This window comes from Streptomyces sp. MBT65 (assembly GCF_016612545.1).
GTDB lineage: Bacteria > Actinomycetota > Actinomycetes > Streptomycetales > Streptomycetaceae > Streptomyces.
In genome coordinates, this window is the sequence record NZ_JAENRY010000038.1 from 78,859 (window position 1) to 91,535 (window position 12,677).

Here is a 12,677-nt window from a genome sequence, read left to right on the forward strand (position 1 = left end):
GAGACAGAGTGATGCCCCCTTCGATCGCGCTCCGGATGAATCACGCGCTGCCCCCGATACATCGCGAACGGCTCCTGCGGATGGGCCGCGATGTCTGCTTCCCGCCCGGCACCCGGCTGTTCGAGGAGGACGGGCACGCCGACCGGTTCTGGATCATCAAGGCCGGCACCGCCGCCCTCGACATACGCCTGCCCGACCGACCACCCCCCGTCGTCGAGACGCTCGGGATCGGGGATCTCGTCGGCTGGTCCTGGCTCTACGAGCCGTACGTCTGGCAGTTGGGCGCCTCGGCGGTGACGCAGGTGGAGGCCTACGAGTTCGACGCGGTCGCCGTCCGTCTGATGTACCTGGACGACGCCGAGTTCGGCCGGGCCGTCGAGCACTGGGTCGGCCGGGTATTGGCCCACCGCCTGAGCGCCGCCCGCGCCCGGCTGGTCGAACTGCGTGCGACGCACGCGGAGCAAGAACCGTGATGACCGCCGTACGCACCCGACAGCACCCGGAGTTCCACCCGATTCCTCGACCCGACGCCCGTTCCCACCTCAGGAAAGACCACGGGAGGCCGTGATGTCTGAATCCCCGTACACCGTGAGCGATGTGATGACCCACACCGTCGTCGCCGTCGGCAGCGAGGCGCCGTTCAAGGACATCGTCGAACTGCTCGGCCAGTGGAAGGTCAGCGCCGTCCCCGTGCTGGCCGGCGAAGGCCGGGTCGTCGGGGTGGTGTCCGAGGCGGACCTGCTCGCCAAGGAGGATTCCGCGGCAGCGGGGACGGGGCGGGCGACAGCGATCCCGCGCACCGCGCCAAAGCGGAGGCGGTGACCGCAGGCGAGCTCATGAGCAGCCCGGCCGTGACCGTGCACGCCGATGCCCCGCTCGCCGAGGCCGCGCGCATCATGGCCCGGCGGCATGTGAAGCGGCTGCCCGTCGTGGACGGGGTCGGCCTGCTGCAGGGGATCGTGAGCCGTGGGGACCTGCTCAAGGTCTTCCTCCGTCCCGACGAGGAGATCGCCGGGGAGATCCGGTGCAGCGTACTCGGCCGACTCCCGGTGACCACCGCGCTGACCGTCGAGGTGACCAACGGTGTCGTCACGCTGGGCGGTTCCCTGCCCGACCGGACGCTCGTGCCGGTGGCCGCCCGGGCGATGCGGGCGGTGGAGGGCGTTGTGGACGTCCGGCTCGACCTCACACACCGCTGAAGTTCTTGGGGCGAGTACCGGGCGGAAGCCGGTGCTCCCCCGGCGGCGGCTGAACGGACCAACTCCCTTGGTTCCCAAGGCCGTTGGTTTACGGGCCGCACGTCAGCCGGTCTTGTGGCCCCACTGCGGACCGATGCGTGCCCACTCGGCGTCCCACTGCTCCAACCGTCGCCGTTCCAGTCGCCCGGACACTCCCCGACCGACAAGGAGTACCGCTCCGCCGGCGCCTGCGGCGGCCCACACGCCCAGCACCACACCCTCGATCCGCGCCTGCGTCGCGGTCGGGGGGTTGGGCACGAGACGGCCCTTGGCGTCCAGCCACACATGGGTGGTGGACCCGGCCTTGCTGCTGGAGTCCACTCGGGCCAGACCCATGGCCTGCGTCCCGTCCGCCGCGGTCCAACGCACGGTGGCCCGGTAGTTGTCGCTGCCGTCGGCCGTGCCCACGGTGCGCTGTGCGTCCTCGACGAGCACGGCCGGCACCGAGTGCCGATCGGCCCTCAGCGCGTCGATGTGCCGTTCCACGGCGAGGTTCGTCCAGGCGCCCACGCCGACCGCGGCCACGACCGCGAGGATCCAGGCCGCGAGCAGCACCCAGGCCTCGACGAGGTAGCTACGACGTCTGAGGGGGTTGCGCCGAAATCGCCACCCGCGCACTCCGGCCGACCTTCCGTGCCTGCTGGGGATCATGATCCTCACCTGACCGGCATGTCGCTGCGGAACAGCGTCTCGGCGGGTGTGCGTCGTGGCGTGGCCCAGGTCTGGGTCGTGTGGCCGAGGCGCAGGATCATCTGCGGGAACCGGCCGAAGGCGATGCTCGTCCGCATTCCGGCACGCAGTGCGGGTACTTCGAGGGGCTGGGTGTGGAAGGCCGCGCGGACCTGATGGGCCGTCGCGTACAGCAGCACGCGCTGGAGCGCCTGGCCCGCGCGCAGCCAGTCCGAGCGGGTGTCGTACGGGGTGCTCAGAACGGCGACCGTGCCGGTGCGCGACTCCCATTTCTGGGGCGGTACGGCGAACTGCCGGACGAGGCCCAGGTAGTCGCGGGCGGCCAGCAGTACGCAGTCGGGGTGGTACAGGCACGCCTCGGCCGGCACTCCGGTCGGCCCGACGCGTCCTGCGATCTCGGCCGTGTGCCCCCGATCGCGGCGGTGCACGTCCTCCGCGGTGCGCACCAGATCCGCGAGCTGATCCAGTTGGTCCGGATCGTCGACGACCTGGAGGACGGCGCCCTCGGCCCGTGCGTGTTCCCGCAGATCGTCGAGCAGCTCCTCCGCGACGGGTTCGGCGCCGAACGGTCCGCGGTGCGTGTGCCGGTGCGCCATCGCACCCGCCATCAGCACCTCGTCGTAGGTGGCCGGAGCGTGGGCGGCGAAGGCCACATGGGCCAGGTAGGCAGGGTTGCCGGTCTCCGGGAGCAGATCGACGGCGGGCCGAAAGCCGAGGTTGCGCACAGCGATCCGCGCGTTGAACAGCGCCGCCCCGCAGGCGACGACCGACTCCCGGCCACCGGGGTCGGTCAGAACCAACCCGCGTCCGCGGTCCGCGTGGATCTCGAAACCGTGGTCATGGCCCTCCTCGGCGAAGAACCAGGGCTGGTTGTTGTGCGGCGAGGGCGCGAGGGACGCGGCGTGGGCCAAGTGCAGGGCCGCGCGGCCGTGTTGCGCGTAGGTCAGAGACATGGTGCCCCCTTCGTCGACCGTTCCCTTTCAGGGTCCTCGCCCATCGGCCCCGGGCGCATGGGCCTTCGGTCCCCTTGTCAGGCCTGAATGGCCCTCTCCGGACCGGTGCCGGACCGTCCGTCCAGGCTGTCACCGCCCCCGGTTGGGGACGGCCCCGGCGCATCGGTTCTGCGCCGGGGCCGTCCCCAACCGGGGGCCACGTACAACAGGTCAGTCCTCCTCACGCGCCGTCAGCAACTCGTCCGCGATCCGTTCCGCCCACTCCTCGATCGCGCCGAAGTCACGGAAGTCTCCGCCCTTCCCGTTGCGCACGATCGACTGGGCGATGCGCCCCTTGGCGCCCTCTTCCAGGCAACCGCCGAAGGTGACATGGCCCCTGGCGCCGAGCCGGGCCATGGCCCGCCGCACGCCGAACACGGGCGGGATGTCCCGCTCCGAGGCCGAGGCGTCGAGCGGGCCGCTGCTGAACAACCACACCGGGCGCTCGGCCAGTTGACGGCCGTGCCGGTTCAGGAACCGGCGGGCGTCGCGGTGCCAGCGGCCGGCATACAGTCCACTGCCGAGCACCACGGCGTCGTAGGGCATGACGCTCAACACGGACCCGGCGGGCAACAGGTCGGTGGTGAGGCCCGCCTTGCGCAGGACCTCGGCAACGGCCTCGGCGATCCCCGCGGTCGATCCGTTCGTCGTTCCGTAGGTGACCAGCACGCTGGTGGGCATGGCGGTCCCTCCTCTCATTTCACAGGTGGCGCACCCAGTCCTCGGTGACACCGTGGAACCTCGGCTCCTCCGGGCGGAGTTGCGAGTCGTCCAGCCGATACGTGAGCTCGTCGACGACCGCGACGACACCGTCGATCTGACGGGTCATAGAGAGCGCGATCTCCGTCTCGCTCTTGCGCTCCATCTGGCCGGCGAGCGTCACGACGCCCTCCACCACGGAGACATCGATGCTGCGCGGGCTCTGCCACAGGGCACGCACCAGTACCTCTTCGACGACCTCGTCGTGGATGTCCGTGTCCGAGCGGAGGAAGACCTGGAGCACGTCGCGGCGGGTGACGATGCCGACGAGCCGGTCCTCCTCGTCGAGGACGGGCAGCCGCTCCACGCGATGCTGGGCCATGGTCCGGGCGGCCTCGACGATCGTTTCTTCGGCGTGCACGGTGACGGCCGGTTCGGTCATGAGCTGACCGGCGGTGCGGGCCGTGGTCTTCGCGGCCCGCCGCCTGGCGCTGCGCGTCAGGTCGGCGAACCGGAACCGCTTCTTCGGCTCGTACGTGTCGGGGGCCTCGGCCTGGTGGACCATCAGGTCCGTCTCGGAGACGACTCCGACGACCTTGTCGTCCTCGTCGACCACGGGCAGGCCGCTGATGCGGTGTTCGCCGAGCAGGCGTGCCACCTCCTTGAACGACGTTCCGTAGGTGGCGCGGACGACCTCCGTGGTCATCACGGAGCCGATCTTGTTGTGCTTCATGGTGTTCCCTCCTCAGCGAAGTCGGCGCAGATACGGGTCCTGCGCCCCGCGGGGCAGCAGGCGGACGCGTGCATCGAGGACGGTGACTCCGCCCGGTGCCGCGAGTACGGGGTTGAAGTCGGCCTCGGCCAACTGGGGCAGGTCGCTCGCCATGCGGGACAGCCGCAGCAGCAGTTGTTCGAGGCCTTCGAGATCCACGGGCCGGCTGCCGTGCGCGCCGAACAGGAGTGGGGCGCAGCGCGGGGCCGTGATCAGGTCGTGCACGTCGTGGTCGGTGAGCGGGGCGAGCCGGGTGGTGTGGTCGGCGAGGATCTCGGTCGCGGTGCCGCCGAGTCCGAACAGGACGAGCGGTCCGAAGACCTGGTCCTGGACGACGCCGGCGAACAGCTCGGTGCCGCGTTCGGCGAGCGGCTGCACGACCACGCCGGTCAGCAGTCCCGCGAACCGGGTCTCCAAGTCCCGGTAGGCGACCCGTACTTGGGCGTCGCCGCACAGGTCGAGGTGGACGGCGCGCTGTTCGCTCTTGTGCAGCAGGCCGGGCCAGTAGCCCTTCATGACGACCCGGCCGTCGGCGCCGCGCAGCCGTTCGGCGGCGAGGACGGCGCCGCCCTCGGTGTCGGCCCAGGCCCAGGCGAGTTGCGGTATGCCGTAGCAGCCGAGGAGTTCGACGCACTGGCGCGGGTCGAGCCAGCCGCCGTCCGGGTGCGCGTCGAGGTAGGTCTCGACGAAGGTGTGGGCGCGCGCGGTCTCGACTCCGTCGAGGTCGGGGATCGTCCCGGCGGGCCGGGCGAGCCAGGCCGCACGGCGCGCGGCGTGCGCCAACGCCCGCGCCGCCGCCTGGGGTTCGGCGTAGGCGGGGACGGTTCGGCCGTCCGTGGTAGGCAACAGCTCGACGGGCAGGGCCTGTTCGAGCCGCACCGCTGCAATCGGCTTCGACCGGTGGCCGGTTGCGTGGGTGAGGGCCCGGACGAGGTCGTCTCCGGTCGCCTCGGCGACGGCCGTGGGGACCAGGGCCACGAGGACGGCGTCGACGCCGGGGTGCCGCATGATCCGGTCCACGCAGTCCCTGAGCTGGCCCTCGCTCACGGCCGCGGTGGCGTCGATCGGGTTGCCGATCGCGGCGCCCTCGGGCAGTACGGCGAGCAGGTCGTCGACGAGTTCGGGGGTGGGCGTCGGCAGGGCGAGCCCGGCCTCGGCGCAGGCGTCGGCCGCGAGGACCCCGGCTCCGCCCGCGTTGGTGACGATCGCGACCCGGGAGCCGGTGGGCAACGGCTGGGAGTGCAACAGGGCTGCTGCTTCGAGGAGTTCGCCGACCGAGTGGGTCGCGGTGATGCCGGCCTGGGTGAACAGCGCTCCGCGGGTCATGGTCCGGGTGGCGGCGGCTGCGGTGTGCGAGGCGGCGGCGCGGCGGCCGGCGTCTGTGCGGCCCGCGTCGACGGTCAGGACCGGCATACGGCGGGTCACGCGCCGCGCGGTGCGGGAGAACGCCCGCGGGTTGCCGAAGGACTCCAGGTGCAGCAGGGCGAGGTCGGTGGTGCCGTCGCTCTCCCACCACTGGAGCATGTCGTTGCCGCTGACGTCGAACTTGTCGCCCAGGGACGCGAAGGTCGAGACGCCGATACCGAGCCGGGACAGCCCGTCGAGCAGCGCGATGCCGACCCCGCCGGACTGCACGGCGATGCCCGCGGTGCCGGGGCTCGGGTGGTTCGCGGCGAAGGTCGCGTCGAGGTTCAGTTCAGGGTCGGTGTTGGAGACACCGAGGCAGTTGGGACCGACGAGCCGCATGCCGTACGTCCGGCAGGCCGCCGTCAGCGCCTCGGCCTGGGCGTGGTCGAGTCCCGCTGTGACGACGAGGAGGGCACGTACGCCTGCCTTGCCGCATTCCTCGGCGGTGGCCGGGACGGCGGCGGCGGGTACGGCGACGACCACGAGGTCGGGGGTCCTGGGCAGGGCGCCGACCGAGGGGTAGCTCGGCACGCCGAGGATCGAGGTGGCCGCGGGGTTCACCGCGAAGAGGCGGCGGGTGAAGCCGCCGGCCTTCAGGTGGTGCAGGATCGCGCGGCCCACCGAACCGGCTGTACGTCCGGCGCCGACGACGGCTACCGCGTCCGGGCGCAGCAGCGGTACGAGGCTCGCTACGTCGGCGGCGCGGCCCCGTGCCTCGGTGGCCGACAGGTAGTTCTCGTCCTCGTCGAGTTCGATGGTGCAGCGCATCTCAGGGCCCTCGAAGCGGCGGGCGGTCCGCAGGCCGAGGTCGGCGAAGAGCCGCAGGATCTCGTGGTTCTCGCTGAGCGCGTCGGCCGTGAACGTGGTGATGCCCTCGGCGCGGGCGGCGGAGACCAGGTGCTCGACAAGGAGAGTGCCGACGCCCCGGTGGTGGAGTCCGTCGGCGACCGCAACGGAGATGTCAGCCGCCGTCCCTGCACCGCCGGTGTCGTACTCAGCAAGTCCGATCACCTGCCCCTTGGCCTCGGCGAGCAGGGCCCGGTATCCGGGGTGCGGCCGGACGGCCCGGTCGGCCGCCATCTCGGCGGACCGGCGGCTCACTCCGAAGAAGCGCAGCCGCAGGTTCGCCGGGGACATCTCCTCGTAGAGCCCCTGGAGTTGGTCGTGGTCGCCGGCCTCGGCGGGACGGATGCACACGGTGGCGCCGTCCGCGAGCAGGGCGTGGACTGTGGGTCGGTTGAGCACGTCGTCCGTCATCGGGGTCTCCTCCGGGGTTCTTCGACACTTCGAGCGTCCCGCGGAACGGAGAGAGGCCCCATGGGCTGCCTGGGGGCGGACCATGGGGCCGATCGGCCCTCGGGAACCCGCCCACAGGCCCACCTCACGGGGCCTCTCACGGTCGTGCTCAGTCGTCGGCGACCAGCGCCGTCAGGTCGAGGAGACGGTTGGTGTAGCCCCACTCGTTGTCGTACCAGCCGAAGACCTTGACCAGGGAGCCGTTCGCCTGGGTGAGCGCCGGGTCGAAGACGCAGGACGCGGGATCGCCGATCACGTCACGGGAGACGATCGGGGCCTGCGTCACGCGGAGGATGCCGTTGAGCGGGCCCTCGGCGGCCTCGGCGAACGCGGAGTTGACCTCCTCCGCCGTCGTCTCGCGATTGAGGACGACCGCGAGGTCGGTGAGGGACCCGTCCTCGACGGGCACGCGTACGGCGATGCCGTCCAGAGCACCCGCCATCTCCGGCACCACCAGCCCGACCGCGCGGGCGGCACCCGTGCTGGTCGGGATGATGCTCAGGGCCGCCGAGCGGGCCCGGCGCAGGTCCTTGTGCGGGCCGTCGAGGAGGGACTGGTCGTTGGTGTAGCCGTGGATGGTGGTCATCATGCCGCGGTCGATGCCGAAGGTCTCGTGGAGCACCTTCACCATCGGGGCGACACAGTTGGTGGTGCAGGACGCGGCCGAGACGATCCGGTCGTTGTGCCGGTCGTAGGTGTCGTCGTTGACGCCCATCACGATCGTGGCGTCCACGTTCTTGCCCGGGGCCGAGAGCAGCACGGTGTGGGCACCGCCCTTGAGGTGCAGGGCGGCGGAGTCGCGGTCGCGGAAACGGCCGGTGGACTCGATGACGATGCCGGCGCCGTAGTCGGACCAGTGCAGGGCGGCCGGGTCGCGTTCGGCGGTGACCTCGATGCGCCGGCCGTCGACGGTGATCGAGCTGTCGTCGTGGGTGACCTCGCGTCCGATGCGGCCGAACGTGGAGTCGTATTCGAGGAGGTGGGCGAGGGTGGCGGGCGAGGTGATGTCGTTGATGGCGACGACCTCGACGTCCTGGGTGCCCGCCTCGGCGCGGTCGAGTGCCGCGCGCAGATAGGTACGGCCTATCCGGCCGAAGCCGTTGATGCCGACGCGTACGGTCATGGCGGTGAACTCCTTTGCAGAGCGGGGGATTTCAGGCGTTCCAGGTCCAGTCGGCGACTTCGGGCAGGTCGGTGCCGTGTTCGCGGATCCAGGCGTGGTGGCGGGTGCGGGCGTCGGCCATCTGCTGGCGTACGGCGGCGGCGCGTACCGCGAGACCGGGGACGCGGTCGATGACGTCCATGACGAGGCGGTAGCGGTCGAGGTCGTTGCGGACGACCATGTCGAACGGTGTGGTCGTGGTGCCGGACTCCTTGTAGCCGCGCACATGCAGGTTGGCGTGGCCGGTGCGGCGGTAGGCGAGGCGGTGGATGAGCCACGGGTAGCCGTGGTAGGCGAAGATGACCGGCTTGTCGGTGGTGAAGAGGCCGTCGTACTCGAAGTCGCTCATCCCGTGCGGGTGTTCCTCGCGCGGCAGCAGCCGGGTCATGTCGACGACGTTGACGACCCGGACGGCGAGCTGGGGCAGATGGCGGCGCAGCAACTGGGCGGCGGCCAGCACCTCCAGAGTCGGAACGTCACCAGCGCACGCGAGGACGACATCCGGTTCGCCGCCGTTCTCGGTGCCCGCCCACTCCCAGATCCCGGCGCCGCGCGCGCAGTGGGCGCGGGCCTGGTCCATGGACAGCCAGTCGAAGCAGGGCTGTTTCCCGGCGACGACCACGTTGACGTAGTCACGGCTGCGCAGGACGTGATCGGCCACGGAGAGAAGGGTGTTGGCGTCCGGCGGGAGGTAGACGCGGACGACCTCGGGGCTCTTGTTGAGGACGTGGTCGACGAAGCCGGGGTCCTGGTGGGAGAAGCCGTTGTGGTCCTGACGCCACACGTGCGACGTCAGCAGGTAGTTGAGGGAGGCGATCGGCGCCCGCCACGCCAACTCCCTCGATGTCTTCAGCCACTTGATGTGCTGATTGACCATCGAGTCGACGATGTGCACGAACGCCTCGTAGCAGGAGAACAGTCCGTGCCGACCGGTCAGCAGATAGCCCTCCAGCCAGCCCTGGCAGGTGTGTTCGGAGAGAATCTCCATCACCCGGCCGTGCCGCTCCAGGTGCTCGTCGACCGGCAGGTAGTTGGCCTGCCAGGCCTTGCCGCTGGAGTTGAAGACGGCCTGGAGGCGGTTGGAGGCGGTCTCGTCCGGGCCCACGACACGGAAGTCACGGCTCCCCGAGGTGTCGTGCATGACCTTTTCGAGGAGGTCGCCGAGAATCCGGGTCGGCTCGTGCAGGGTCGAACCCGGCTTCTCGACCGGGACCGCGAAACGGTCCAGGGACGGGATCGGCAGGTCGTGCACCAGCAGGCCGCCGTTGGCATACGGGCTGGAGCCGAGCCGTTTGACGCCTTCGGGTACGCAGGCGAGGACATCCGCGACGGGCCGGCCCTCGGGGCCGAACAGCCTCTCCGGGTGGTACGAGCGCAGCCACGCCTCCAACTGCCGCAGGTGCTCCGGGTTTTCACGCACCTCGGCCAGCGGGACCTGGTGTGCGCGCCAGGTGCCCTCGACGGGGACGCCGTCGACTTCGGCGGGGCCGGTCCAGCCCTTCGGGGTGCGCAGCACGATCATCGGCCAGTGCACCCGCTCGGTGACGCCGTCCTCGCGGGCGCTGCGCTGCATCACGGCGATGCGGTCCAGCGCGTCGTCGAACGCGGCGGCCATGGCCTTGTGCACCTGGAGCGGGTCGTCGCCGGTGACGTGGATCGGATCGTGGCCGTATCCCCGTAGCAGCTCGTCGAGTTCGGACTCGGGGAGGCGGGACAGGACCGTCGGGTTGGCGATCTTGTAGCCGTTGAGGTGCAGGATCGGCAGGACGGCGCCGTCGTGGACCGGGTCGAGGAACTTGTTGGAGTGCCACGCGGCGGCCAGCGGGCCGGTCTCCGCCTCGCCGTCGCCGATCACGCAGGCGACCAGCAGGTCCGGGTTGTCGAAGGCGGCGCCGTAGGCGTGGGCGAGCGAGTAGCCGAGTTCACCACCCTCGTGGATCGAACCGGGGGTCTCCGGCGCCACGTGGCTGGGCACACCGCCGGGGAAGGAGAACTGCCTGAACAGCCGCTCCATACCGGCTCCGTCGCGGCTCACGTCCGGGTAGGTCTCGCTGTAGCTGCCCTCCAGCCAGGAGTTGGCGACCACGGAGGGTCCGCCGTGGCCGGGCCCCCACACGCACAGGGCGTCCAGGTCGCGCGCCTTGATCACCCGGTTGAGGTGGGTGTACACGAGGTTGAGGCCGGGCGAGGTGCCCCAGTGGCCCAGCAGCCGCGGCTTGATGTGCTCCGGCTTCAGGGGCTCGCTCAGCAGCGGGTTCGCCATCAGGTAGATCTGCCCGGCGGCAAGGTAGTTGGCGGCCCGCCAGTGGGCGTCCAGGGTGCGCAGTTCGTCGTCGGTGAGTTCGGAGGGTACGGACAGGGCGGTGGCGTCCTGGTGGGCGGCCTTGGGCATCGGAGGCTCCGGAGGTCATCGGCATGGGGCAGCGGGCGGTGAAGGCGTAACTACTGGGTCAGCAGGCGGAGTTGGAGAGGCTCGTGCTCACGTGTGCTCGGGCACGATGACGACCGGGCAGGCGGAGTGGTGCAGCACTCCGTGGGCCACGCGGCCCAGTTGGAGTCCGTAGTGCCCGGGGCGGCGCTTGGCACCGACGACCAGGAGGTTGGCGTCGCGCGAGGCGTCCACCAGCACGGCCCGGGTGGGACCCTCGACGACACGGCGGTGTGATTCGACGTCGGCGGGAACGTCCTGAAGCGCCGCTCCCAGGGCCTCGACCGCCTGCTGCTCGTGCAGCCGGGCGGGTTCTCCGGACATCAGCGGATGGTCGGTGGTCTCGTGGGCGGGGCAGCGCCAGGCCCGTACGACGTCCACCGGCACTCCGCGTCGCTTCGCCTCGTCGAAGGCGAAGCGGACTGCCGCCGAGCCCGTCGGCTTCTCTCCGACGCCCACGACGACGCGGCCGTGGGTGGCGGTGCGGGCCTGGTTGTCGTGGTTGCCGCGGACGACGATCATCGGGCACTGGGCATGCCCGGCCACGGTCAGGCTGACCGAGCCGAGCAGCGCCTCGGCGAGGCCGCTGCGGCCACGGGTGCCGGTCACCAGAGCGGAAGCGCTTCGGCTCTCCCGCACCAGCGCGTACTCGGGCTCCTCGGGCAGTACGTCGACGCTCACGTCCAGGTCCGGATGACGGCGGCGCGCCCGGCGGGCCGCGCTGTCGACGATGTCCTCGGCCAGTACCTGTTCGGACGGCTTGCCGATGTCCTCGGCGAGCGAGGTGCCCTCGTACCGCTCCCACAGCGACGCGTACACCAGCCGCAGCGGCAGTCCGCGTACGACGGCCTCGTCCGCCGCCCAGTCGACGGCCCGCAGGCTGGGCTCGGAACCGTCGACGCCGACGACGATCGGCAGGACCTTCGGCATCACCGTCACCGCCCCGTGGCGAGGTCGAAGACGATGCGAGCCTTGACGTCGCCGCGCAGCACGTCGGCGATGGACTCGTTGACCGAACTCAGCGGCCGGGTCTCGGAGATGACCTTGGTCTGTCCGGTGGCGTGCAGCTGGAAGACCTCGGCGAGGTCCTGCCGGGTGCCGACGATCGAGCCGATCACCGAGGTGCCGTTGAGTACGGTGTCGAAGATCGGGACCTGGATCGTGCCGTGCGCGGGCAGCGCGACCATGACGAGCTTCCCGCCGCGCCGCAGACCGGAGTTGACGGCGGCGAACGCGTCCTCGTTCACGGCCAGGGCGATCGCCGCGTGCGCGCCACCGTGCCGCTTCAGCACCTCTCCCACGTCGTCCTTGCGGGCGTCGATGACGAGGTCGGCGCCGAGCGCGGTGGCGAGTTCAAGCTTCTCGTCGGTGACGTCGATGGCCGCGACCTGGGCTCCGGCGATCTTCGCGTACTGCACGGCCAGGTGGCCGAGCCCGCCGACACCGGAGATCGCGACGAGCTGGGAGGGCCGCACGCCGGCGACCTTCAGCGCCTTGTACGTCGTGACGCCGGCGCAGGTCAGCGGGGCGGCGTCGATCGCGCCCACGCCGTCGGGCACCGGCTGGGCGAAGTCGGCCCAGGCGAGCATCGTCTCGGCGTAGCCGCCGTCGCAGCCGTAGCCGGTGTTGATCTGCTGCTCGCACAGCGTCTCCCAGCCGGACAGGCAGTGCTCGCAGCGCCCGCAGGCCTTGCCGAGCCACGGCACCGCGACCCGCTGACCGACGGTCAGGTGGGTGACGCCGTCGCCGAGCTTCTCGACGAGGCCGACGCCCTCGTGGCCGGGAACGAACGGCGGGTTGGGCTTGACGGGCCAGTCGCCGTGGGCGGCGTGGATGTCGGTGTGGCACAGCCCGGAGGCCTCGACGCGGACACGGACCTGGCCGGGGCCGGGCTCGGGGTCGGGGCGGTCCTCGATGACCAGGGGTTCACCGAACGCCCGTACAACTGCTGCCTTCATGACTACTGCTCCTCAGGGAGAGGGAGGGACGGGGG

Annotated in this window: 10 protein-coding genes and 1 pseudogene; 2 read left to right on the plus strand and 9 right to left on the minus strand. The window is 71.1% G+C overall.

Annotated features, from left to right (window positions below; translation table 11 throughout):
- Positions 1-11: 11 nt before the first annotated feature.
- Positions 12-473 carry a cyclic nucleotide-binding domain-containing protein gene (locus tag JHN63_RS11535; protein ID WP_200679392.1) on the plus strand — a complete coding sequence of 154 codons (462 nt, stop codon included), beginning with the start codon at positions 12-14 and terminating at the stop codon, positions 471-473.
- A gap of 94 nt (positions 474-567) precedes the next feature.
- Positions 568-1,199: pseudogene (locus tag JHN63_RS11540) on the plus strand (CBS domain-containing protein).
- A gap of 102 nt (positions 1,200-1,301) precedes the next feature.
- Here the strand turns inward: JHN63_RS11540 and JHN63_RS11545 are convergent.
- The 9 genes from JHN63_RS11545 to JHN63_RS11585 form a co-directional block, all read right to left on the minus strand.
- Complete coding sequence (locus JHN63_RS11545; protein WP_200679394.1) at positions 1,302-1,889, minus strand: hypothetical protein; 588 nt, start codon at positions 1,887-1,889, stop codon at positions 1,302-1,304.
- A 5-nt stretch (positions 1,890-1,894) separates the two neighbouring features.
- Entirely contained in the window at positions 1,895-2,881 is a 987-nt protein-coding gene (locus JHN63_RS11550) for a hypothetical protein (protein WP_200679396.1), read from the minus strand.
- 210 nt (positions 2,882-3,091) lie between these two features.
- A complete protein-coding gene (locus tag JHN63_RS11555) occupies positions 3,092-3,601 on the minus strand; it encodes a flavodoxin domain-containing protein (protein ID WP_200679398.1) in 510 nt (169 codons plus the stop codon).
- A gap of 19 nt (positions 3,602-3,620) precedes the next feature.
- Positions 3,621-4,352 (minus strand): CBS domain-containing protein, encoded by a 732-nt coding sequence (locus JHN63_RS11560; protein ID WP_200679400.1) that lies wholly within the window; start codon positions 4,350-4,352, stop codon positions 3,621-3,623.
- Positions 4,353-4,364: 12 nt separating this feature from the next.
- Entirely contained in the window at positions 4,365-7,055 is a 2,691-nt protein-coding gene (locus JHN63_RS11565; protein ID WP_200679402.1) for a bifunctional GNAT family N-acetyltransferase/acetate--CoA ligase family protein, read from the minus strand.
- A gap of 148 nt (positions 7,056-7,203) precedes the next feature.
- Positions 7,204-8,217: a type I glyceraldehyde-3-phosphate dehydrogenase gene (gene gap / locus JHN63_RS11570; RefSeq protein WP_200679411.1), complete on the minus strand. Its 1,014-nt coding sequence runs from the start codon at positions 8,215-8,217 to the stop codon at positions 7,204-7,206.
- 31 nt (positions 8,218-8,248) lie between these two features.
- A complete protein-coding gene (locus JHN63_RS11575) occupies positions 8,249-10,648 on the minus strand; it encodes a phosphoketolase (RefSeq protein WP_200679413.1) in 2,400 nt (799 codons plus the stop codon).
- An 87-nt stretch (positions 10,649-10,735) separates the two neighbouring features.
- Entirely contained in the window at positions 10,736-11,614 is an 879-nt protein-coding gene (locus tag JHN63_RS11580; RefSeq protein WP_200679415.1) for a universal stress protein, read from the minus strand.
- A gap of 5 nt (positions 11,615-11,619) precedes the next feature.
- Complete coding sequence (locus JHN63_RS11585; protein ID WP_200679417.1) at positions 11,620-12,642, minus strand: zinc-dependent alcohol dehydrogenase; 1,023 nt, start codon at positions 12,640-12,642, stop codon at positions 11,620-11,622.
- Positions 12,643-12,677 lie beyond the last annotated feature (35 nt).

What these genes read in the sequence shown, in the direction of transcription:
- JHN63_RS11560 (WP_200679400.1), bottom strand. Translation starts at nt 4,352, where the DNA reads ATGAAGCACAACAAGATCGGCTCCGTGATGACCACGGAGGTCGTCCGC.
- JHN63_RS11580 (WP_200679415.1), bottom strand. Translation starts at nt 11,614, where the DNA reads ATGCCGAAGGTCCTGCCGATCGTCGTCGGCGTCGACGGTTCCGAGCCC.
- JHN63_RS11565 (WP_200679402.1), bottom strand. Translation starts at nt 7,055, where the DNA reads ATGACGGACGACGTGCTCAACCGACCCACAGTCCACGCCCTGCTCGCG.
- JHN63_RS11550 (WP_200679396.1), bottom strand. Translation starts at nt 2,881, where the DNA reads ATGTCTCTGACCTACGCGCAACACGGCCGCGCGGCCCTGCACTTGGCC.
- JHN63_RS11575 (WP_200679413.1), bottom strand. Translation starts at nt 10,648, where the DNA reads ATGCCCAAGGCCGCCCACCAGGACGCCACCGCCCTGTCCGTACCCTCC.
- JHN63_RS11585 (WP_200679417.1), bottom strand. Translation starts at nt 12,642, where the DNA reads ATGAAGGCAGCAGTTGTACGGGCGTTCGGTGAACCCCTGGTCATCGAG.
- JHN63_RS11535 (WP_200679392.1), top strand. Translation starts at nt 12, where the DNA reads ATGCCCCCTTCGATCGCGCTCCGGATGAATCACGCGCTGCCCCCGATA.
- gap (WP_200679411.1), bottom strand. Translation starts at nt 8,217, where the DNA reads ATGACCGTACGCGTCGGCATCAACGGCTTCGGCCGGATAGGCCGTACC.
- JHN63_RS11545 (WP_200679394.1), bottom strand. Translation starts at nt 1,889, where the DNA reads ATGATCCCCAGCAGGCACGGAAGGTCGGCCGGAGTGCGCGGGTGGCGA.
- JHN63_RS11555 (WP_200679398.1), bottom strand. Translation starts at nt 3,601, where the DNA reads ATGCCCACCAGCGTGCTGGTCACCTACGGAACGACGAACGGATCGACC.